A 22819-nucleotide genomic window follows, 5' to 3' on the forward strand; every position below is an offset into this window, starting at 1 on the left:
GTCACCCGCAGTGACGCGCTGGCCCTCGCACAATGCCCTTCTCCTGCCGTTCCAGGTCGCGCGACATGTGCTGCAGGACTTCGCCCCACGCGTCCAACAGCAATGCGCGGTAGCCGGCTATGGCGCGGGCAAATACGTTATAGATGATCACCGCCGGAATGGCCGCGACAAGGCCGATGGCGGTCGCGAGCAATGCTTCGGCGATTCCGGGCGCAACGACGGCAAGGTTCGTCGTCTTCGATTGCGAGATGCCGATGAACGAATTCATGATGCCCCACACCGTGCCGAACAGGCCGACGAACGGCGCCGTTGCGCCGATCGTCGCGAGAAGTCCGGTGCCCCGCGCCATGTCTCGGCTCGCTTTTGCCTCGATGCGGGACAGCGCGATCGCGAGACGCTCTTTAACTCCCTCGGCGGACAGGTCGGTCGAGCGCTTCAACTCCTGAAGCGCAGCATTGACCAGATCGGCGACACGGCCATTCTTCGTCCATCCGGCATTGATCTCTCGTGATGCGTCTGCGAGGCATTCGGCGCCACTCAGCTTGCGCGTGGCGCTACGTGCGTTGCGTTTGGCGCCCGTGAGTTCGACGCCCTTGGCCAACCACACCGTCCAGGTCAATAGCGACGCAAAGGCAAGGCCGATCATCACCGCCTTCACGACCATGTCCGCCTGCATGAACATGCTCCACGGCGACAGATCGTGCGGAAGCGTCGCGGGGCCGGCCGCCGGGGCAACGACGGGCGCATTCGATGGTACCGGCGTAGCGGCCGGGGGTTCGGCCATTGCCGGTGACACCTGCGGCAGCGGCGCCGCCGATACCGCGGGGTCAGCGCCGACCGATGTCGCTGATGATGACGATGTCACTGGCCGCTCCACACCGGGCGCGGGAGATGCAGAAGACGACGGCAGCGGCGATGCGGGTTGCGCCTGGGCCGTCGTGGGCTCCACTTCCTGGGCCGCCACTGGGCCAGCAACACCGGCCGACACGACAAGCGCCGTCAACGCCATCCGCCCGAACCTGCACCCTGTCTGCAGCGCTTCGGCCAGTTTCGTCATCTCGCCCATCATCGTTCAATCTTTCATTCTCGTTCAAGCGCGCACGTCATGAGGCGCGCAAGCGCCTCTCACCGGCAGGGCCTGCATTAATATTATTGTCGCCAGCCGCGGCCTTACGGCCCCTCCAACGTAAGACGTTTAAGGATGATGTTTTTCCCAGCGGTAGGGGTACTATTTTCGCGCAGCCGCCATCTGACTACGGCACGCCTGCGTCAATTCTAGGCGCTGCGTATACTTATGCTTCGCACCGGCGAAATTTAGAAACTCTCGAAATTGAGAGAGACGAGCGATCGCGCCGAGATGGATCATTCCGGTCGCGGGAGCGCTACAGTATTGGTCGTTCGGCCGTGAACATGAAAGAGACTTCGCGAGCGGGCCGTGGCTCAACGTAGACGTCGAAGCCCACCGATTTGTACGAGATCGGCGGGGCTCGCGCGCATCATGGCTTATGCACGTCCGACAGCCTGCATGGTACGCAGATCAGCAGACGGGATGGCTTCTAGTGACGCGGCCAGTGTCGCCTGCAGAACCGCGATATCGGTACGCGGATTTGGCTTCCAGCCGCAGGGACAACCGCCATCCGTGCCATGCTGATCGGCGACTTCCTTGTAGATTGCTCCGAGGGCGGACGCGGCGAGGTTCATCACCGTCATGGGCGGAAGCTGACTGGTACGAAGAACGTCGCAGAAGGCGACCATCATGGACCGGTGCATCTCTGCGCCTGCAGATTCGTTGTCAGGGTCCGACTGCGTCACTGCTCCCCTCCTCTTCTTTGGTTGCGTCACGACAGGCGGTCGCGGCAATCCCGATGCGCTCAGAGAAGATCTCCACGCACTCGACCTATCAATGCCGCGAACCGTTACGCTCTGTGATAGCCGCCATAAAGCCATCGCGCGTCTATGGCAATTTGAAACATTCGAAATCTGGAAGCACGGGTGCCTCGCCGTTGCACGTCAATCGCTTAGACAACTTCTAAGTCCGATTCTGTTTTGCTGGACGGACGGCGCTTCGCCGCCGGCGTCCGAGCCGCACGATCATGCGCCGGCGCCAGCGGCGGACGCGCGGAATGTCGATTGAGAGCAGCGTCAGCGCCGGCGGCAACAGAATGAATCCGGCCGGCGGCAGTACGCCCCTGATCATGAGGGCAACACCAAGGGCGATCCGCACACCGCGGCGCTTGGGGATGCGAAGGCGTCTCTTGCCGATGCGCAGATAAGCGCGTGTCTCGCTACTCGGGCTCGGAGACATCTGGCACGGCTGCTCCTGCTAAAGCCAGGCTCGCAAGCCGCTCCGCTTCCTCGACGGTGGCCACGACACGGAAGCGCAGTCCGAAAGCCGCGGCAATCACGGCGCCCTGAGCACGCTTCAGAAGACGCTTTGCCTTGTTCGGCTCGATGCTGAAGATGCCCTGGCATTTGGCGGCAAGCCGCGCCTTGTTGGCTTTGAGGAAGATCGTGCGAAGCTTTTGATCCTCGTGGGCCTCATCCTCCACCGAGTCAGGAAAGATCATCACGAAGGCCCGTTCCTGGCCAAGCAACGCATCAAGCTCGTTCGCCCAGGTCGGTCCGTAACCGGGCGGCAATCCACGACCGTGCAGCACCACGACCGGAAAACGCGAAATGTCGTGCAGCTTGAAATCCTCTGTTCTCATGACGGTCCCCTCTCATCGCTAGAACTTCGCGGTTGCCCCTAAGCCCACGATGCGGCCCTGTCCGACGCGCACGGATTGCGTCGTGGGTCCAAAACTTTGTCCGAAGGCCTCGTAGCGCTCGTCGAGCAGATTGTTCGCGAAGACATAGGTCTCGAAGTTCTGCCCTTTCCAACCGAACTTGCCGTTGAATGCCGTACGATGGGAGGTCGAAGCTGTTGGCGACATCTGCCGCGCGAGTACCGACGAACTGGTAGTTGCCGCGAACGAAGAAGTCGCCGTTGAGCCCAAGGTGCGCGGCCGAAACCTGATGCTGGAAGCCCACATTGGCGGTCACGGGCGCCACGTTCGGAACGCGGCCGCCGTTCTTCGCGCCAGTCGCGCTGCCGATCGGAACGTTGACGAGCTCGGCGCGGGTAATGCCAACACCTCCGAACACCTCAAAGGTGGGCGTGAGGCGGACGGTACCCTCGAGTTCGCCACCCCAGGACTGATAGTCCAGCGTTGCGACGGTGAATGATGCCGTTGGGACATTGAAGACGAACAGATGTCCGTTCTTGACGTCGTTGAAGAACAGCGCGCCGGTCAGTTTGACACGATGGCCGAACAGTTCGGACTTGAAGCCGGTCTCATAGGTCCAGCTTGTGGAAGCAGCGAACGGGACCTCGGGCTTGCCGAGCGGATTGTTGATGGAATTGGCCGGGAACCCTCCCGTCACATATCCACGTGCGGCGGTGACATAGGTCATGAAGTCTCGCGTCCAGTCGTAGCTCAGACCGGCGCGACCGGTAAGGAAGTCATCCTTCAGGCCGAGATCTTGGGCATAGCTGGCGACGGTGCCGGGCGTGCCGACGCCGTTGTAGCGATAGGAAGCCGTTTTCTCCTCATGCGTCGCGCGCAGCCCCAGCGTGCCTTTGAGCGCACCGATGAGCGGCACCGTCGCCTCGCCGAAAGCCGCGTAGCTGTTGGTCGTGAAGTCGTTGTTACGGATTCCTGTCGCCGTAGCAAAAGCCGGCGTGATGGAACGGGCGTTGCCGTCGAGCGCCACTTCGGTGCGAAAAAGATTCAAGCCCGTGGTCCAGGCAATCGCGCTCTCCTTCGGCGCGGAGAGCCGAAGCTCCTGCATCCAGGAATTCTCACCGATGCCGATGTTCGCGATATCCGCACCCGGCATGCTGAAGAAGGCGCGCGGCAAGCCGGTGAGCTTCGAGAATACGAGGGAGTCGGTGAGATCAGTAACTTGAAACGAGGTGGTGCGCTGAAAGTTCGAGACGGAATCGAAGACAATGGGCCCGAAGTCGTGCTTGACCTTTAGATTGTAGTTCTGGTTCTCGCGATCCACGTCATTGCGCGGATTGACGGCGCTTACGGGAAAATCAGCCGCGCCGCGCAGCAGCCAGCGCGGCACGGTGTCGTCGTCCTTGTTGTAGGACCCGCTGAAGGTGACGGTGGTGCGATCGGTCGGCGTGTAGAGAAGTGAGCCGCGGAATGCGCCGATTTTCGTAGCGGCATCATTGCCGCCGAGCAGGATGTTCGGAACGTCACCACCGTAGTTCGAGTAACGCATCGCCACGCGTCCGGCGAGGAGATCTGCGATTAGCGGAGAGTTCGCGATCAACTCGCCCAGGCCATAACCCTTGGTTCCCCATTCACCGGTCAGCGAGAAGGAGCGATCAAACGTCGGCAGGCGTGAGACGATGTTCACTGCGCCGCCTTGCGCATTACGGCCGAACAACATTCCTTGCGGCCCGCGCAAAACCTCCACCCGCTCGGTATCAAGCAGGTTCGGTGCAATGCCATACACCGACTGCGGCGCCTCATCGACGTAGAAGACGACGGAGGTATCGTCCGGAGATACCGGCGAGAACGATCCGACGCCGCGGATATTGGCAAGATTTGAGGACTGCCCTCCGAGATCGACGAAATTGAAATTTGGTACGGAGCGCGCGAGGTCGGCATTTGAGCGGGTCTTGGAAAGGTCCTCGAGCTGCGCACCCTCAACCGTCGTCAGACTGATGGGTACATCTTTTTCGACCTCGGGTCGCTTGCGGGCCGTAACCGTAATCTGCTGGAGCTGGATTGCCGGGCGAGCCACAGGCCGAGATACGGCTCGTTTCTTCGGCTTCGGTGGCGCGACCGTAACGGGCGGAAGTTCTATTGGCTGCTGGGCCAACGCCGCGTCGACCGCGATGCCCCCAGCGAATGCTGTCAATGCGCCAACCGCGGCGGCCCGACGCCTCCAATGCCCGCGGTCACTGCCCTTTCGTCTTCTTGTCACTACACTTTCCACAGCACACCCAATGACTGACCGCTTGAGCAGTCGGCATTGACTGGTTGACCTGTCAACATAAAATTCCTAAATGATTTAGAATGCTTAGAAGGTGACGGGTGAACTCGCGGTCAGTCAGCCAAATGCAAGCCGGACGCGACGCCATCCTTCAGGCGGCGCGGACGGAATTTGCCAAGAGCGGATTTCACGGCACCAAGATGCGCGACATTGCGCAGCGGGCAGGCGTCTCCCAGGGGCTGCTCCACCATCATTTCCAGGGCAAGGACGGGCTCTGGAACGCTGTTGGGGAGCAAGCCTCCGCTGAATTCCTCGCCTATATCGCGGATGTCGTCGCGCAAGAAACACTCGGTGTCGAATCGATTCCGACGGCCATCCGGACCTACCTGCGGTACTGGCGCGAGCATCCGGATGCGTTTCGCATCAACCTGTGGCGCTTGCTCGATGGGCCGACTGAAGAACGCAAATCGCGTTCGCGCAGCTTGAACGAGCGAGCCGTTCCGCTCATCAAACAAGCGCAGCAAGCCGGACTCTTGCGAAACGACATGCCGACCGGCCTGGTGCTGTGCATCGCCGGAAGTTTGGTGCAATTCTGGTTGCACAGTCGAATAGAAATGCAGGATGCGATCGAAATTGGTGGCGGGGAAATGCCGGACGATGAGGAATTTATCCGTCACATCATGCGATTGATCGAAGCACCGGCGCGTTCCGCGGCTCAGCCGCCGCGATCGCTCTGATTGTGCCGAAATCGCGATTGCCACCGGGATCGCCGTGGATCAGCGCTCGGTGTACCCCTCAGCCCCTATTGATTTTCCACCCTGCTGGCTCGGCTGCGTGATCAACCATGAAATTGCTCGGGACTTCGCGCCAACGAGGTTTGTAAGGACTCAAGATCAGCAAGTTTGAGCTCGTTTCCGCCAAACAGCGACAGCCGAGTCACGCTGAGACGCCTGATCCCGGAATATTCTCGCGAAAAATGATCTCGCTGCGCGGCGTCTCGATGCCGTGCATGGCGCTTCGGCCGGCGCGCAGATTGTCGAAGATGCCGATGCAGCTCATCATCGTATGTAGCTGATTTTGGGTAATGACCGCGTCCATAGTCCCGTCGATCAGGAGGCTGCGCGTGTCCGACGTCAGACCATGCCCGACGAACACGGTCTCGCGCGCGCGGTTCATCTCCTTCAGTGCCCGTCCGACGCCATCAGCCGCACCGCCGATGTTGTAAATCCCCGCAAGATTCGGGTGCCGAGCGAGCAACATACGCGTCTGGCGATAATTCCTGTCGGCATCGTCATGTCCCTCGCGCAGGCCTACGACCTTGATCAGGGGAAACAACTCCTCGAAGACGTGCAGGAAGCCCATCTCACGCTCTTCGTGGGCACGGTAGCTCAGGCTGCCTGCGATCATGGCCACCTTCGCAGGCCGCGCTCCGATGAACCGCGCGATCAGGTAGCCGGCCGTTCGTCCGGTCGAGCGATTGTCCAAGCCGAGATAGGCGACCCGGCGCGCATTGAGGATATCCGAGATCACGGTGACGGTCGGCACGCCGCGCTCGGCGAGCATATCGACGGTCTCGCGAATGGCAGGATGTTCCAGCGCCATGAAGGCGATGCCGTCAACCTTGTCGCGGTAATGCCAGAGCCGCCGCGCCAGCAGTTCGGCGTTGAAGCTCTTGATGTAATCGACCTGGCAACGAATATTGAAAGGTGCAAGGCGCGCCTCGGAGTGGGCGATCAATTGTCCGAGCGTCGCGAGAAACCGGTTGGTGCCCGCCGGCAGCAGGAACAGAAGCCGCATCGGCTTCGGCTTCATCGCCGCAAGCAAATCCTCGGCTGGCATGTAGTTCAACTCGGACGCAGCAGCGAGCACGCGCTGCTGCGTGATCGGTCGCACGCCGGGCCTGCGATTGAGTACACGGTCGACGGTTGCGGTGGACACGTTGGCACGGCGTGCCACGTCGACAATGCGGCTCAGCGGCGGCGCTGCGTGCTTGTCCATCTCGAAACGCTCCGGGTTCGAATACATCAAAAACCATCATTTTGGTCGTTTGACACCTTGGTCGACGCCTGTGATTTTCGAGCCAGACTACTCACCAAGCCATCAATTGGCATCAAAAAGATTACCGGAGGAAGCCCATGATCCTGTCTCGTCGGCGTGCCCTGCAGGCCCTGTCGGCTCTTCCCGCAGCGGGTCTCATTGGCGCCATGCCGCGCGTCGCGCGCGCCGCGGAATTCTCGCTGAAATACGGCAACAACTTGCCGCTCACTCATCCGCTTAACATCCGGGCGCAGGAAGCCGCCGAACGGATCGCCAAGGAAACTGACGGCCGCGTCGAGATCGCCATCTTCCCCAACAACCAGCTTGGCGGCGATACCGATATGCTGGCGCAGGTGCGCAGCGGCGCGATCACCTTCTTCACGCCATCGGCGCTTGTCGCCGCGACCCTCGTGCCGGTCGCCGCGATTAATGCCGTGGGTTTTGCTTTTGCCGACTACGACCAGGTCTGGAAGGCGATGGACGGCCCGCTCGGCGCGCATGTCCGCGCCGCGATGGCCAAGGTCGGCCTCCATGCTTTCGAGAAGATGTGGGACAACGGCTTTCGCCAGATTACGAGCGGCGCCAGACCGATCGAGACCGCCAAGGACATGGACGGGCTGAAGATCCGCGTGCCGGTGAGCCCGCTCAGCATCTCCATGTTCAAGGCGCTCGCGGCATCGCCGACCAGCCTGCAGTTCAGTGAAGTCTATTCGTCGCTGCAGACCCGCATCGTCGATGCGCAGGAAAACCCGCTGCCGATCATCCAGGTCGCCAAACTCTATGAAGTGCAGAAGTACTGCGCCATCAGCAACCATATCTGGGACGGCTTCTGGTTCATCGCCAATGGCCGCGCCTGGCGGGCCTTGCCGGCCGACCTCAAGACCATCGTCGCCGACGCCATCAACGACGCTGGCCTGAAGCAACGCGAGGACATCAAGGCGTTTAATGCGACAGTGCAATCGGACCTGCAGGCCAGGGGGCTGACCTTCACCAAGCCGGCGCCGGACAGCTTCCGCTCCAAGCTGCGCGAGACCGGCTTCTACGGCGAGTGGAAGACCCGCTTCGGCGAGGAGGCCTGGGGCCTGCTCGAAAATGCAATCGGCAAGCTGGCCTGAGCGTGCGATGACGATTGCCGAGCATCCGGTGAGCGGCTATTTGGAGGCCGGGCATGGCCCCACCTCTGCATCGACGCGCGGTCTCGCGCGGGCGTTTGCCGCCCTCGATCGCGGGCTGGGCGCAGCGGTCGAAACCGCCGCCGCCGGCCTCGTCGTGATCGAGATCATCATTCTGCTCGCCGGCGTCATCAGCCGCTATGTCTTCCGCAGTCCGCTGGTCTGGTCCGACGAGCTGGCCTCCATCCTGTTTCTCTGGCTTTCTATGCTCGGCACCGTGATCGCGCTGCGCCGCGGCGAGCACATGCGTATGACGGGGCTCATGCGTTATCTCGGTCAGCGCGCACGGGCTTTTTTCGAGGTGATGGCCACGACGGCATCGCTCGCATTGTTGGCATTGATCCTGTATCCCGCATTCGACTATGCGAGCGAGGAGCGCTTCATCGTGACCCCTGCGCTCGAGATCAGCAACGCCTGGCGCGCTGCGGCAATTCCCGTGGGCCTGGTGCTGATGACCATCACCGCCGCGATCGGTCTGGCGCGCCGTCATCGCGCCCCGTTCATCCTCGCAGGTCTCATCGCCACCGCGGGTATCGTCGCTGCATTCTGGCTGGCCGGACCAGCCCTGCAGCCGCTGGGCCGCTCTAATCTGATCATCTTCTTTATCGGCGTGGTGGCGGCCAATGTGTTCGCAGGCGTGCCGATCGCTTTCTCCTTTGCGCTGGCAACCTTCGGCTATCTCGCACTGACGACGACCACGCCGATGATGGTGATGGTCGGCCGGCTCGACGAGGGCATGTCCCACCTCATCCTGCTCGCGGTGCCGCTGTTCATCTTCCTGGGCGCGCTGATCGAAATGACCGGGATGGCCCGCGCCATGATCCAGTTCCTGGCGAGCCTGCTCGGCCATGTCAGAGGCGGCCTGTCCTATGTTCTCATCGGCGCTATGTATCTGGTGTCCGGCATTTCAGGATCGAAGATCGCCGACATGGCGGCGATTGCGCCGGTGCTACTGCCGGAAATGCAGCGGCGCGGTGCCAAGCCCGGCGATCTCGTGGCATTGCTCGCCGCCACGGGCGCACAGACCGAAACCATTCCGCCGAGCATTGTGCTGATTACCATCGGTTCGGTGACCGGCATCTCGATTGCCGCGCTCTTCACCGGTGGCCTGTTGCCGGCGCTGGTTGTCGGCGCCGCCCTTTGCGTGGTGGTGTGGCGACGCTATCGGCATGAGGATCTCAGTCACGTGCGGCGGTATTCAGCGCGCGAGATCGCAAAACTGGCGCTGCCCGCCCTGCCCGCAATCCTGCTGCCTTTTGTGATCCGCACCGCCGTCGTCGAGGGCGTCGCCACCGCGACGGAAGTGTCGACCATCGGGATCGTCTACGCCGTACTAATGGGACTTTTGGTCTATCGCCAGTTTCCCTGGAGGCGCCTCAAGCCGATGCTGGTCGAGACCGCTTCGCTGACCGGCGCCATTATCTTCATCGTCGGCAGCGCCACCGCGATGGCATGGGGCCTGACGCAATCGGGCTTTTCACAACAACTGGCGCAGGCGATGGCGGCGATTCCGGGCGGTGCCTATGGCTTCCTCGCAATCTCGATTCCCGCCTTCGTGATCCTCGGCAGCGTGCTGGAAGGCATTCCTGCGATCGTCCTGTTCGGGCCGCTGCTGTTTCCGATCGCCAAGCAGGCCGGCGTGCACGAGGTGCACTACGCTATGGTGGTGATCTTCGCGATGGGCATCGGCTTGTTCTCGCCGCCATTCGGCGTCGGGTATTACGGCGCCTGCGCCATCAGCAAGATCTCGCCGGATGAGGGCCTGAAGCACATCTGGGGCTATGTCGTCGCGCTGTTTGTCGGGCTCCTCATTGTCGCCGCGGTGCCATGGCTGTCGACCGGATTTCTCAAATTCTGAACCAACGGGATGCAAGCATGAGCCGCTTCTTTGGCGAGATCCGGCAGGCCGGATACGTCGTCAACGACATCGAAAAAGCCATGGACTACTGGAGCCGCGAACTCGGGATCGGGCCGTGGTTCTACAATCCGCGTGTGCCGATCGTGAACTATCGCTATCGCGGCGAGGCTTATGAGCCGCACAATTCGGTCGCGCTGGCGAACTCCGGACCGTTGCAGATGGAATTGATCCAGATCCGCAACGATGCGCCGTCGATGTATGCCGATTTCCTCAAGGCGGGGCATACTGGCTTGCAGCACGTCGCCTACTGGACTGAAAACTACGACGCCGACCTGACCCGTCTCGAAGCCCAGGGCTTCAGACCAGTGATGAGCGGCGAAGTCGGTCCCCGCGGCCGCTTCGTCTATTTCGATACCGAATATCACCCAGGAACCGTGATCGAATTGTCGGAGGTCGCCGGCCCCAAGGGCAAGATGTTCGATCTGATCCGTGAGGCGGCGCGAGGCTGGGATGGAAGCGATCCCGTGCGCGCCTTTCCCGATCTCAGCAAGCTCTAGCGCGGACCTGATCCGGTGACAGCTCCTGTTCGCATCGAGGCGGATTATCTGATCGAGACGCCCTGCGATCCGCGCGCGACCGCAGAAATCATGGCGGGCGAACAATCCAGCGGCACCTTCGTCACCGTGCCCGGCGAAACGCCTGAGCTCAAGCAACGAGCCGCAGCCCGCGTCGAGCGCATCGAATTGCTTGATCCGTTGTCTGCGCCGTCATTGCCGGTGGCGCGGCCAGTCAATTCGGAGGGTCCCTGGCAGCGCGCGCTGGTGACGCTGTCCTGGCCGCTCGACAATATCGGCGCGTCGCTGCCCAATCTGGTGACGACAGTTGCCGGCAATCTCTGGGAATTGCGCCAGCTCACCGGGCTGCGGCTGCTCGATCTGCGGCTGCCGCTCGCATTCGCATCCGCTTATGCCGGGCCCAAGTTTGGTGTTGCCGGAACGCGCGAGCTGACCGGCGTGCGCGGCCGTCCGCTGATCGGCACCATCATCAAGCCGAGCGTTGGGCTCGATGCAGCGGAGACGGCAAGCCTCGTTGCCACTCTTTGCGAGGCCGGGATCGATTTCATCAAGGACGATGAGTTGCAGTCCGATGGATCTTCTTGCCCATTCGATGAACGCGTGCGCGCGGTGATGCGCGTGGTGAACGATCATGCCGGGCGGACGGGCAAGAAAGTGATGCTCGCCTTCAACCTCACCGGCGAGATCGACCAGATGCGCCGCCGCCATGATTTCGTGCTGACGCAAGGCGGCAGTTGCGTGATGGCGAGCATCAACTCGATTGGGCTCGCCGGCATGATCGAGCTCGGTCGCTACACCCAGCTTCCGCTTCATGCGCATCGCAACGGCTGGGGCGCGTTGAACCGGCATCCGGCGCTCGGCTGGCAGTTTGCAGCCTGGCAAAAGATCTGGCGGCTTGCCGGCGCCGATCACATTCATGTCAACGGCATCGGAAACAAGTTCAGCGAGTCCGATGACAGCGTGATCGCATCCGCCCAAGCCACGCTCACGCCCTTGTTCGAGCAAAGGCCTTGCGTCGCCATGCCGGTGTTTTCATCCGGCCAGACCGCCGCGCAGGCGCTTCCAACCTATCATGCACTGGGATCAACCGATCTGATCTTCGCCGCTGGCGGCGGCATCCTGGCACATCCCGACGGACCTGCCGCTGGGGTAGCCGAACTGCGTGCGGCATGGGACGACGCCATGTCCCGCAAGGCGCCGCATAGCCCATGACACCCTCCTTAAGCCTTCCCGATGGCCCGCTGATCGCATTTTATGGCGACGACTACACCGGCTCTTCGGCCGCGATGGAAGCGCTGACCTTCGCTGGCCTTCCGACGATTTTGTTCCTTGAGCTTCCAAGTCCGGAGCAACTTGCCACAGCAGTGCAATTCCGCGGCATCGGCATCGCCGGCACCGCGCGCGCGAAAGATCCGGCCTGGATGGAGCTCAACCTCCCGCCCGCCTTCGACATGCTCGCCGGCATTGGCGCACCGATTTCGCACTACAAGGTCTGCTCTACCTTCGACTCGGCGCCGCATATTGGCTCGATCGGGCGGGCGATCGATCTGGCGGTGCCGCGTCTTGGCGGTGCCTGGCATCCGCTGCTGGTCGCCTCGCCCGCGATGGGCCGCTACCAGGTTTTCGGCAATCTCTTCGCGACCGTGAACGCCGTCGGCCATCGGCTCGACCGCCATCCGACGATGTCGCGCCATCCGGTGACGCCGATGGACGAGGCCGATCTTGGCCGTCATCTCGCCCGTCAGACTGCGCGGCGGATCGGGCTTGTCGATTTCGTCACCATGGCCAATGGCGAGGCAGACCGGACGTTGGCGCGTGTGAGCGCCGGCGGCGCTGAAATCATCTCGCTCGATGTGCTTGACCAGTCGTCTCTGATCGAGGCCGGACGCCTCATGTGGGAACACCGTGGCGATCGGTTGTTCGCGGTGGGCTCTCAGGGCGTGGAGCAGGCGCTGGTTGCCTATTGGCGGTCGTTTGGCCTGATCGCGGACACCGGGCCCCAGATGTCGTTCTCTGCCGTACAGCGGATCGCCTGCATCTCCGGTTCGTGTTCGCCTGTCACGGCCGCGCAAATTGCCTATGCCGCCGAGAATGGGTTTGAAGTCGTGCGGCTGGATGCAGCCCGCGCCGTCGACATGGCCGAATGGACAAAGGAAATCGGTCGCGGCGCCGACCGCGGCCTTGCGGCTGTTTCTGCCGGGCGCGATCCGCTTCTAATCACTGCAAGCGGGCCGGACGATCCGGCGATCTGCGCTCTTAACGCCGCGATCGAAGCGAGTGGAGTAAGCACGGCGGCAATTAACGACCGGATCGGCGCCGGGCTTGGCTGGGCACTCGATCGCATCCTGCAAACGACTCGCCTGCAGCGCGCGGTGGTCGCCGGCGGCGACACCTCCGGCCACGCGCTCCAGGCCATGGGCATCTATGCTCTCAGCGCGATCGCTCCGCTGGTTTCGGGGGCGCCGCTTTGCCGCGCCGCATCGAACCGTGAGCACGCAAACGTTGAGATCGCGCTCAAGGGCGGACAGGTCGGCGGCGTCGACCTGTTCTGCCTGGCGAGAGACGGCAAGGCGATTTGAGAACTATCTCAAATTGCTGTTTCAGGCGGTCGCTTGAACGAGGCAGTCACGATCGGGCGGGCAGTATTTTCGTTTCGCATGATGGCTCAACAAACGGGTTCCTTCGTCGGATGCATTTAAGACGGAAGGTTGTGCACCTAGTGTGTAATCTTGCCGTCCAGAACCGCTAACTGGAATTGGCGCGGTAGTCCGATGAGCCGGCAAGCACGACGCCTCCCTTTCGCTAAAGGCTGAGCGCGCCCGCCGGAACCTCATTCGGTCGAGATCGGCATCATTCGGCGTTGCCGCACGCCGGAGGATCGGTTGTCTCTAGTTGAATAGCAGCGCCGCGATTACTCATCCAGAAGGTCGAGGAATTCTTCGACCTTCCCAAGCGGTCCATCGCGTCCGTTGCTGATGTAGACAACCCGATCGCCATCGCGTTGCAGGGATCGCGCCTTGGATTTCCGAAGTCGTCCCGGCAGGAATGTCGCGGCTACGGCATCCAGGCCGACATCAAGTCTTATAATTCCTCTTCGCCTGCAGTCGATTCTGAGCCTTGCTGCGGCAAAGAACTCGCGAGCCGCTGGAGGCAATCTGCCGAAGCGACGAGAGGTCTCCTCCTCGAGATCGTCCAGTTCATCTTCGCTTCGGCATCTGGCGACGCGGCCGTAGATTTCCAGCCGAACCGCCTCCGATTGCACGTAGCCTGCGGGCAACATGTCCCCTACCGGCAGATTCAGGTCAGGCACCCACAGGTCGGCTGTTCTGTCGTCGGCTTTCTCCGAGGCCAACTTCAGAAGGTGACTGTAGAGCACGGGTCCGAACACCTGCACATGACCCGACTGTCGCTCTGAAAGCACATCCCCCGCTCCCCTGAGATCCAGATCCCGCGCACTGATCGCGAAACCCGCGCCCGGTCTGTTAAACTCTTCCAAAACGGCCAACCGCTTCTCAGATCGCTCCGAGCCCGAATCGGTCAGCAAATGCGCAAACGCCCGTATCCCGCTGCGACCCACCCTTCCTCTGAGTTGATGAAGTTGCGCAAGACCGAACTTTTCGGGCCAACAAACCACGATCGTGTTTGCACGCGGGATATCGAGACCGCTCTCCACGATGTTGGTCGCCAGCAGCACGTCCGCCGCGCCTTCGACGAAGCTCATCATTCGGTCGTCTATGTCGTCGGCGGGCAACTTGCCATGCAGACAGACGATGCGGAGATCCGGGGCCATCGATTGAACGCGCGCCAGCATCGGATCGAGATCTTGAATTCGCGGACAGATCAAGAAGCTTTGCCCGTGGCGCCTTTGCTCGCGCAGCAATGCGGAGGCAATAGCAGCATCGGAAAGAGGAGCGACCTTTGTGACGACCGGGAGTCGATGAATGGGCGGAGAGGCAATTACGCTAATATCCCTGAAGCCAGCAAGACCGCCCGCGAGAGTCCGCGGAATCGGCGTGGCGCTCATCCAAAGGGCATGAATACTCTTGGCCAGCCCGGAAAGTCTCGCCTTCTCCGCCGCCCCAAAATGCTGTTCCTCATCGATGACGACAAGGCCGAGGCGGGCGAACTTCACGTCCTTCGAGGCGAGGGCCTGCGTTCCGATCACGACCTTCAATTTGCCACTCTTCAGTCCCTCCTTCACCCCTCTTGTCTCTGCGCCCGAACCGGTTCGCGACAAACTCCCCACTTCGATGCCAAACGGAGCGAAGCGTTTGCGGAAAGTCGCGACATGCTGTCTTGCCAGGACCGTCGTCGGCACCGCTATCGCCACCTGCTTCCCTGACAATACGACGGCGGCCGTGGCTCGCAACGCCACCTCGGTTTTGCCGAATCCGACGTCGCCGCAAATGATCCTGTCCATGGGGTGGCCCGACGCAAGATCATTCAAAACGTCCCGAATGGCTTTCGCTTGGTCGACTGTCGTGAAATACGGAAAACGCGCGACAAACCTCTCATAGATGGGACCAGGAGGTACAAGTTTCGGAGCCCGCCGGCGGCGCCGCTGGCTGATGTGTTTGGCGAGCTGCTTGCCGGCGATTTGAATTTCGTGCTCCGCCTCGGTACGCCGGCTCCACCATGTACTTCCATCCGCTTTGTCGAGGGCGAGTTCGCCGCGCTCCGACGCATACGGCCAGATCAAGGCTAGGTCGGCGGGCGGAACGAGAACGGCATCGTCTCCCGCAAATACGAGCCTGATCATTTCGCGCGACGACCCGCCTCCCGTTGCCACGGTCTGCAAGCCGTCGAGCAAGGCCAGCCCTCGCTGCAAATGAACAACCGCTGTCCCTTGCTCCGGCACATCTGCGTGGTCGAAAGCCGCACTCCAGCTTCTGGCGAGGGGCTGCGGATGATGAGCCCTGCTGCCGAGCACATCGGAAGCCGTCACGACGACGAGAGGTTTCCGACCAGGCACGACAAAACCCCTATCGAAGTCGGCCAGAAGCGCCGCCTCACGGTGGCGTCCGGCCGTCGCCTCGTTCCAATCCGCAAAGTGCTCAGCCTTGACTCCGCTCATCCGTTCCAGCACGCGCAGGTCGTCCTCATGCGCTGCGACGAAAACCAGTCGCGAACCGGCGCGCCGCGTATCGTCGACGAACGCACGAAGCGCCTTCCTGGGCGATGCAACCTGCGAAAAGTCCGGTGAGGGAGCGAAAGGTGCCTTTTGCGACAGCACGTTCATACGCCTGGTCGCCTGCTTCCATTCGCGTCTCCCGAGGTATTCTCGGTCCCTGTCCGTGCGACCCGCCGCTTCCTCGATCGTGCTGAGCCAGCTATCAGCGTGCGCTGAAACGCCGGCATCCGCGATCCACTTGGCTCGACCACAATAGTCGAATAGGGTCGAGCGCTTTCCGCGTATGTTCCCGAACGCCAGCCGCTCCGACATCGGGTCGATGAGAAGCTCTTTCGTCTCAAAAACGATGTCATGTTCTATCGGATCGAACGCCACTATCCGACGTATCAGCCCGCCGGAATGCTCTACTCTGAACGGACCGAGCGCGCCGGCGGGAAAAATCTCGAAAGTCTTCCCGTGAAACAGCGCGCCGCCGGGATAGTCCGCCTCGTCATCGAGGTCGTATCCGAGGGCCTCAAGCCGCGCCCGGAGATCTTGTTCAGAGAACGCGGCACCGACTTTCAAACGGAGGATGACCCGGGACCAACTCGCCACCGTGGGAAGGCGCTCCATCACGGCCTCTGCCGTGGATACGAGCAGGATCGGCTTCTCAGGCTTGGCAAGGCGCCTCAAGACCGAGCTTCGTCTACCCGCGATTTCGTGAGACGGCTCCAGCTGATCGAACGGCAGCGTATTCAATCTTGGAAAAACAAGCACATCGCACGAAGGCGCGAGGGCATGAATGACGGCACCCAGCCGCTCGGCCCTATTCTCGTTTTCAGCAAGAAAGACGACGCCTTTGCGACCCGACTTCCTCCACTGTGCGAGCAGATGGAGGGCCACCATGCCTAGGGGCGACGAAGAAGAGATCGCAGTCCGCGATGAAGAATTCGTTCGCTTCGTTGCCCGGCTGGCAACACGCGCTTTGCTGGAATGGCCCACCTTGAACCCGTCGTTGATTCGCCACCAACTGTGGCTGATGGCGAGTGTTGCTTCGAACAGGCCCGCTCTGATGCGAGAGCTACGCCTCGGGCTGCGTACATATGCGAATTTGATCGCGGACGCACGTAGCCAATCTAGTCGTCCAGTGAAACGTCGCTTGGGAGCGGAGACGTCTCGACCGTCCCCCTCTCCGCCCGATAGTAGGTTCCCGATTCCTGACGATTGCCCGCTCGCCTCAGCCTAGGCCTCGGCAGCCAGGACCGTCATTGCTCCAAGCCTGTCACTCGCTTGAGAACTGCTTCCGGATCGACTTCGCCATTGTTGGACGTCCACGCGACGAATTGATCCGGTCGCACAAGTATTAGGCTGAAATAGCCTCAGAACGGTGCAGCTCCCGGCAGGTAGAGCGCGGGATCGGGAGGGGCGGCCCGCTTTCGACGACCGTCATATTCGCTCAACTTGAAAAACAAACGTAGTACGCTGTCACTGACTGTCATGCACGTTGGCCTGCGCGCCAACCCATTTCCCAGAAGTCCGACTCGAGTCGCGTAACTTCCTTGAAGATCGCGATCAGCTCGGCCTCGCGGGCGGGCGTGGCGTAGAGATCGGCGAGATCCTCCAAATGAGCCCGCGCTTTCGCCGCGACCTCCTGATACGGCGCGCCGGCATACTCGGCGATCCAAACCCGATATGGGTTCGTTGCAGCGAGCGCATCGGGTCGCGACGCAAGCCGTGTCGCAATCTCCGCGTAGCCGATCACGCAAGGCGCAAGCGCCACCTTGAGTGCCAACAGATCGCCGCGCATTCCAGCGTCAAGTACGTAGCGTGTATAGGCCAGCATCTCGACGGCAGGCGGGGCCTGTTCGAGATCGCCGGGCGACAGGCCCCAGCCGGCGCAGAGCTTCACATGCAGGTTCATCTCGACGTCGAGGATGGCCGAGAGGCCGGCGGCCGCTTCACGCATGTCGGCAAGCTTGGGCGACTTGTAGACGGCGAGCGCGTAGGCGCGGGCAAACTCGATGAGAAAAAGGTAGTCCTGGACGAGGTAGTGACGAAACGCCGCCTCGGCGAGCGAACCATCCGCCAACCCGTTCGTGAAGGGATGTTCGGTGTAGGCCCGCCACTCGGCTGATGCTGCTGTCTTTAGGCGCTCGAAGAAACTCATGATTTCTTACCGGGTTTGCTTCCAGGGAAGTCTTGTCGCTACTGCTGACGCGCCGCGGGCCGGGAAGGTTCCCTTGCCAAGCCTCCCCAAGGCGGGTCCAAGATACTACGTTAGGGTCATGAAGAATCACGGCCGTCCCCAAGCCATCGGGCCAATAGCCACACCAGAGCCCTTCGTGCGGCAAAGCTTCGACGACGCGCGCAAGGCGGTCGCTGCTTTGCGATCACTTTATGCCCGAAATACCCAGTTCCTGCGCGATTCCTTCGCCGCGCTCGCGGCTGGCAGCGACAGTAACCGGCGATACCGGGCGTTCTACCCGGAAATCAGCGTCACCACGAGCTCATACACCCAGGTCGATTCTCGTCAGTCCTATGGCCACATGCCGACGCCCGGGCAGTACTCGACCACGATCACCCAGCCCGACCTGTTCGAAACCTATCTCATCGAGCAGCTCGATTTGATCATGCGCAACCATGGCGTTCCGGTCGTCGTGTCGGAATCGGAAACCCCCATCCCGCTGCATTTTGCTTTTCAGGAAGGCACCTACGTTGACGGCGCCGCTGCCAGGAACATCAAGCGACCGATCCGAGACCTGTTCGACGTTCCAGATCTTGATGGAACCGACGATCAGATCGCCAATGGCACATACGAAGCACCGGTCGGCCGGCCGAGGCCGCTGTCGCAATTCACCGCGCAGCGCGTCGACTATTCCCTGCATCGCCTGCAGCACTACACGGCCACCAGCCCCAACCACTTTCAGAACTTCGTGCTGTTCACCAACTACCAATTCTACATCGACGAGTTCTGTGCTCGCGCCAGGGACCTGATGGCGAACGGCGATACCGGCTATGCCGAATTCGTCGAGCCCGGCAATGTCATCATCAGACGCGGGGAACAGCGACCGGCCGCCGGCGTCACAACGGCGCGTCTGCCGCAGATGCCGGCATATCACCTAAAGAGGCCGGACAACGCAGGCATCACCATGGTCAATATCGGTGTCGGGCCCGCGAACGCCAAGACGATCACCGACCATATCGCCGTACTCAGGCCGCATGCGTGGCTCATGCTCGGGCACTGTGCCGGATTGCGCGACACCCAGGCGCTTGGCGACTACGTGCTGGCGCATGCTTACATGCGGGAGGACCATGTTCTCGACGACGACCTCCCGCTATGGGTGCCCCTTCCTGCGCTGGCCGAAATCCAGGTCGCGCTCGAGGAGGCCGTGGCGGAAGTGACTGGGCTATCCGGATATGACCTAAAGCGCGTCATGCGCACCGGCACCGTTGCTTCCATCGACAATCGCAATTGGGAATTGCGCGACCGGCGTGGTCCGATCCAGCGGCTCTCGCAGTCACGCGCCATTGCGCTCGATATGGAATCGGCGACCATCGCCGCCAACGGATTCCGCTTCCGCGTACCCTACGGCACCTTGCTATGCGTGTCCGACAAGCCGTTGCACGGAGAACTGAAGCTGCCCGGCATGGCCACCGAATTCTATAAGCGGCAGGTCGCCCAGCATCTGACCATCGGCATCCGCACGATGGAGAAGTTGGCGGACATGCCATTGGAACGGCTGCACTCGCGCAAGCTCAGAAACTTCTCGGAAACGGCGTTCCAGTAGGCGTGCCGAGACCTGTCGGGACCTTATCGCGTCCCGTAGGCGCGGTCGCCTGCATCACCGAGGCCTGGCAGGATAAAGGCGTTTGCATCGAGCCCCTCGTCGATACCGGCCGTCCACAATCGCACGTCGGGATGCAGGCCCCGAAAGCGCTCCACACCTTCCGGCGCGGCAAGCAGGCATACCAGCCGAATATCCTTCGCGCCGCGTTCCTTCAGCCGATCCACCGCCGCCACCGCCGTGTTCGCCGTCGCAAGAACCGGCGACACCACGATTGCCAGTCGCTCGTGAAGATCGGACGGCGATTTGAAGAAATATTCGACCGCCACGAACGAATGCGGTTCGCGGTAGAGCCCGATATGCGCGACGCGGGCGGTCGGAACGAGGTCCAGCATTCCGTCGACAAAGGTCACCCCTGCCCGTAACACCGGCACGAAAACCAGTTTCTTACCCGCGATCTTGGCGGAGTGCATTCGTGCAAGCGGAGTCTCGACCTCCACATCGGTCAACGGCAGGTCGCGCGTCACCTCGTAACAAAGCAGCATTCCGATTTCCTTGAGGAGCTCGCGAAAAGACTTGGTCGAAATCGTCTTGTCGCGGATCAGCGTAAGCTTGTGCTGGACCAACGGGTGATCCACGATCGTAACGCCTTCCATGCTTTTGCTCCCTGCGGGTAATCGAATCGCGTTCCATAGCATTTCTGATCGAACCGGATAGCCTGTTCGCCTGAAGAAAACGCGTCAACAGATACTAGAAAACCGTACCGTCGCTAATGACCTTGACGGGCGGCGAACCGTCAGGCCGCCGCGCGAACGCCAGCGCCCTGCCCGCCGCCCAAGTGCCGCCTTCCAGAATCTTCGCCAGTGGAAGAGAGACCGCATCAAGACCAACGCGTTGCCGCAGCAGATCCGCCAGCCTGTCCAGCAGCGCGACGGTCAGCGCCCTCCACTCGACCACGAGCAGAGACGCGACATCATGTTCGCGTTGCGCGTCCATGGGGTCGCGCAGCACCAGTACCCCGGCGTCGACGAACAATCCACCGTTGCGGTATTCCGCGAGGCCCGTCAGGCCGTCGATATCCGTCACCTGCAGCCCCGCCCGCTGTATCGGCTCGATCAGCGAATACGATAGCCACTGCGACAATTTGTGCAGCGGCACCAGCCCGCTGGTCGCATCCTCGGTCTTGAGTGCCGGATGATGCCAGCAATCTCCTAACGGAATTCCGCCGAACGTTATGCGCGACGGCCAGATCGGCCCCAATTGGCGCAAAAGTTCTGACAAAATCGTCGAGGCAGCGATCACCCCCGCGTCGGCCGTCGCTGTGAGGTGATCAAATAATCCACCCGGCCGAGCCGTGTCGTCGCGGGCGAATATCTGCGGCGACGCCGATGCTACGTCGCCGAGCCGGCGAAGAAGGCTGATGCGGCCCTCGAGGCCAACCAATGGATTGTCGTCCGCAATCTGAAAGCCAGTCTGCAGATCGGCAACTGTCAGCCGCTGAAGCACAGCGGCATCCGCTCGCAATGGTTCGTCAGCCTTCGCTGAGAAGACGCCGCGCGCAAACATGTCCAGACTGGCAAGCGCCAGCCCCTCCGAACGGCCGATACTTGCGCCCGTCAAGGGATCGCGATAGCGCCACGACGAGCCTGCTCCGGCGTCAAGCAGCACGCTGATCATGGCGAGGTCAAACTCGGCGCGCGCGCGCTCTTTCCTGCCGCGCCAGTTCCTGGCGTCGGCAAGGACCGCCCAGCGATCGATGCCGCCGACGACAAAATGGCGCCAGCGCGAATGAAAGGAAACATCGAACGTCGGATGGGTCTTGCGCGTTGTCGCAAGCACGAGATCAACCACCTCGTCGAGCCGGCCAAGATCGACTTTGAAATGCTGAAGCTGGTCGTTCAAGCCGATTTCCAGCATCCGGTGCGCGCGACTGCGCACCGCTTCCGCACTTAAGAGAGATAAGCCGTCTGCCGTCGCGTCTGCTGTCACGATCAATGGCCCTGGCTCGCCCTAGTATTTTTCGAGCGGCCGACCGGAGGCGATCAGGTCCTCAGGCTTTGTGTCAGGTGAAAAATATCCCGCGGCTTTCTTCGCGGCCATTTCCACATGGGCGTCGGCGGGAATCATGTAATCGGGAATGGCGACGCGCTCGACAATGTCGATACCCTGCCCCGTCAGCGCATCATATTTCATGTCGCTCATCGAGATGAAGCGGTCGATGCGCTTCAATCCCAGCCAGTGAATGACATCCGGCATCAGTTGCTGGAAACGCGCATCCTGCACCCCGGCAACGCATTCCGTTCGTTCGAAATAGGCGGATGCATCGTCGCCATCTTCCTGGCGCTTGCGCGCATTGTAGACCAGAAACTTCGTGACCTCGCCGAGCGCCCGGCCTTCCTTGCGATTGTAGACGATAACGCCCAGCCCCCCCGATTGTCCGGCGCGCGCGCATTCCTCGATGCCCTGAATGAGATATGGACGGCAGGTGCAAATGTCCGAGCCGAAAACATCCGAACCGTTGCACTCGTCATGGACGCGACAGGTGATTTTGGTCCGATGGTCCGGAAGCTTCGTGACATCGCCGAACAGATAGACGGTCGTTCCGCCGATCGGCGGCAGAAAGACTTGCAGATCGGGGCGCGTGACAAGCTCGGGAAACATGCCCGCGGTCTGTTCGAACAGCGCACGCCGCAGATTGGTCACGCTCGTGCCGAAGCGCCGCGCGATCCCGGGCAAGTGCCAGACCGGATCGATCGCTATCTTGACAACGGAGACGGAGCCGCTGGCGTGAACGAACTCGCCGTCGGGCACCAGCCGCTTGGCGGCCAGAGCCGCCTGAATTTCCGGCAGGTCGAGCCGGGCCCGCGTGATCGCGATGCTCGGCCGGATATCGATGCCTTCCGTGATTTCGGCGCGAAAGTTCTCCGCGACGAGATGTCCCCATGGATCGAGCGCAACAATGCGTTCCGGATCTATCCATTGCGAGAACGGCCCAATGGTCGCGGCCGGGTGTGTGTTGGTCAGGTCGGGACGACGGATCGGATCCAGCGCACCGGAAGAAACGGCAAGTGCGCGGTAGACCGCATAGGAGCCCCCGTGAGTGCCAATCACATTGCGATCCTGCGGACGCGATACCGTCCCGATGATGGGACCACGTTCACGCGCGGCCGGCGCTCCCCACAGGATCGGGAATTCATGCGTCGCACCAGGCACCGGATGTGATGTCAGGCGAATATGGTCGATACGATTGGAATTGCTCATCGTTCGGTAGTCCCAAAACGGCAACGGCC

General features: G+C 61.7%; 17 protein-coding genes. 7 read left to right on the forward strand and 10 right to left on the reverse strand.

Annotation, left to right across the window (positions count from 1 at the left end; all coding sequences use genetic code 11):
* Position 1 precedes the first annotated feature (1 nt).
* The 4 genes from exbB to V1278_RS27015 all read right to left on the reverse strand — a co-directional run bounded on the left by exbB (position 2) and on the right by V1278_RS27015 (position 4800).
* Positions 2 to 1057 (reverse strand): tonB-system energizer ExbB, encoded by a 1056-nt coding sequence (gene exbB / locus V1278_RS27000; RefSeq protein WP_334382794.1) that lies wholly within the window; start codon positions 1055 to 1057, stop codon positions 2 to 4.
* Positions 1058 to 1503: 446 nt separating this feature from the next.
* Entirely contained in the window at positions 1504 to 1812 is a 309-nt protein-coding gene (locus V1278_RS27005) for a hypothetical protein (RefSeq protein ID WP_334382795.1), read from the reverse strand.
* A gap of 473 nt (positions 1813 to 2285) precedes the next feature.
* Positions 2286 to 2570 carry a hypothetical protein gene (locus V1278_RS27010; protein WP_334382796.1) on the reverse strand — a complete coding sequence of 95 codons (285 nt, stop codon included), beginning with the start codon at positions 2568 to 2570 and terminating at the stop codon, positions 2286 to 2288.
* A 28-nt stretch (positions 2571 to 2598) separates the two neighbouring features.
* A complete protein-coding gene (locus tag V1278_RS27015) occupies positions 2599 to 4800 on the reverse strand; it encodes a TonB-dependent receptor (RefSeq protein ID WP_334382797.1) in 2202 nt (733 codons plus the stop codon).
* Between the two features lie 317 nt (positions 4801 to 5117).
* On the opposite strand from V1278_RS27015, the gene V1278_RS27020 reads away from it, so the two are divergent.
* A complete protein-coding gene (locus tag V1278_RS27020; RefSeq protein WP_334384266.1) occupies positions 5118 to 5729 on the forward strand; it encodes a TetR/AcrR family transcriptional regulator in 612 nt (203 codons plus the stop codon).
* A 199-nt stretch (positions 5730 to 5928) separates the two neighbouring features.
* On the opposite strand, the gene V1278_RS27025 is transcribed toward V1278_RS27020, so the two are convergent.
* Complete coding sequence (locus V1278_RS27025; RefSeq protein WP_334382798.1) at positions 5929 to 6990, reverse strand: LacI family DNA-binding transcriptional regulator; 1062 nt, start codon at positions 6988 to 6990, stop codon at positions 5929 to 5931.
* 137 nt (positions 6991 to 7127) lie between these two features.
* Between V1278_RS27025 and V1278_RS27030 the strand changes: the two genes are divergently transcribed.
* Genes V1278_RS27030 through V1278_RS27050 form a run of 5 tightly spaced genes read left to right on the forward strand, consistent with a single transcriptional unit; the run spans position 7128 to position 13213 of the window.
* Entirely contained in the window at positions 7128 to 8144 is a 1017-nt protein-coding gene (locus V1278_RS27030; protein WP_334382799.1) for a TRAP transporter substrate-binding protein, read from the forward strand.
* A 7-nt stretch (positions 8145 to 8151) separates the two neighbouring features.
* A complete protein-coding gene (locus tag V1278_RS27035) occupies positions 8152 to 10059 on the forward strand; it encodes a TRAP transporter large permease (protein WP_334382800.1) in 1908 nt (635 codons plus the stop codon).
* Between the two features lie 17 nt (positions 10060 to 10076).
* Positions 10077 to 10616, forward strand: coding sequence for a VOC family protein (locus V1278_RS27040; RefSeq protein WP_334382801.1), 540 nt, complete (start codon positions 10077 to 10079; stop codon positions 10614 to 10616).
* A 15-nt stretch (positions 10617 to 10631) separates the two neighbouring features.
* Complete coding sequence (locus V1278_RS27045; protein WP_334382802.1) at positions 10632 to 11846, forward strand: ribulose-bisphosphate carboxylase large subunit family protein; 1215 nt, start codon at positions 10632 to 10634, stop codon at positions 11844 to 11846.
* Positions 11843 to 13213 carry a four-carbon acid sugar kinase family protein gene (locus tag V1278_RS27050; RefSeq protein ID WP_334382803.1) on the forward strand — a complete coding sequence of 457 codons (1371 nt, stop codon included), beginning with the start codon at positions 11843 to 11845 and terminating at the stop codon, positions 13211 to 13213. The genes V1278_RS27045 and V1278_RS27050 overlap by 4 nt, the downstream gene beginning before the upstream one ends.
* A gap of 332 nt (positions 13214 to 13545) precedes the next feature.
* Here V1278_RS27050 and V1278_RS27055 read toward each other — a convergent pair whose 3' ends face one another.
* Complete coding sequence (locus V1278_RS27055) at positions 13546 to 16650, reverse strand: DEAD/DEAH box helicase (protein WP_334382804.1); 3105 nt, start codon at positions 16648 to 16650, stop codon at positions 13546 to 13548.
* A 589-nt stretch (positions 16651 to 17239) separates the two neighbouring features.
* Positions 17240 to 17911 (reverse strand): thiaminase II, encoded by a 672-nt coding sequence (tenA, locus tag V1278_RS27060; protein WP_334382805.1) that lies wholly within the window; start codon positions 17909 to 17911, stop codon positions 17240 to 17242.
* Positions 17912 to 18029: 118 nt separating this feature from the next.
* Between tenA and V1278_RS27065 the strand changes: the two genes are divergently transcribed.
* A complete protein-coding gene (locus tag V1278_RS27065) occupies positions 18030 to 19532 on the forward strand; it encodes an AMP nucleosidase (protein WP_334382806.1) in 1503 nt (500 codons plus the stop codon).
* A gap of 23 nt (positions 19533 to 19555) precedes the next feature.
* Here the strand turns inward: V1278_RS27065 and upp are convergent, their stop codons facing one another.
* The 3 genes from upp to V1278_RS27080 form a co-directional block, all read right to left on the reverse strand.
* Positions 19556 to 20185 (reverse strand): uracil phosphoribosyltransferase, encoded by a 630-nt coding sequence (gene upp, locus V1278_RS27070; RefSeq protein ID WP_028350870.1) that lies wholly within the window; start codon positions 20183 to 20185, stop codon positions 19556 to 19558.
* Positions 20186 to 20279: 94 nt separating this feature from the next.
* Positions 20280 to 21518 carry a URC4/urg3 family protein gene (locus V1278_RS27075; protein WP_334384267.1) on the reverse strand — a complete coding sequence of 413 codons (1239 nt, stop codon included), beginning with the start codon at positions 21516 to 21518 and terminating at the stop codon, positions 20280 to 20282.
* A 21-nt stretch (positions 21519 to 21539) separates the two neighbouring features.
* Complete coding sequence (locus V1278_RS27080) at positions 21540 to 22790, reverse strand: GTP cyclohydrolase II (protein WP_334382807.1); 1251 nt, start codon at positions 22788 to 22790, stop codon at positions 21540 to 21542.
* Between the last annotated feature and the right edge of the window lie 29 nt (positions 22791 to 22819).

Origin of the sequence: Bradyrhizobium sp. AZCC 1577 (assembly GCF_036924575.1) — a bacterium.
Taxonomy (GTDB): domain Bacteria; phylum Pseudomonadota; class Alphaproteobacteria; order Rhizobiales; family Xanthobacteraceae; genus Bradyrhizobium.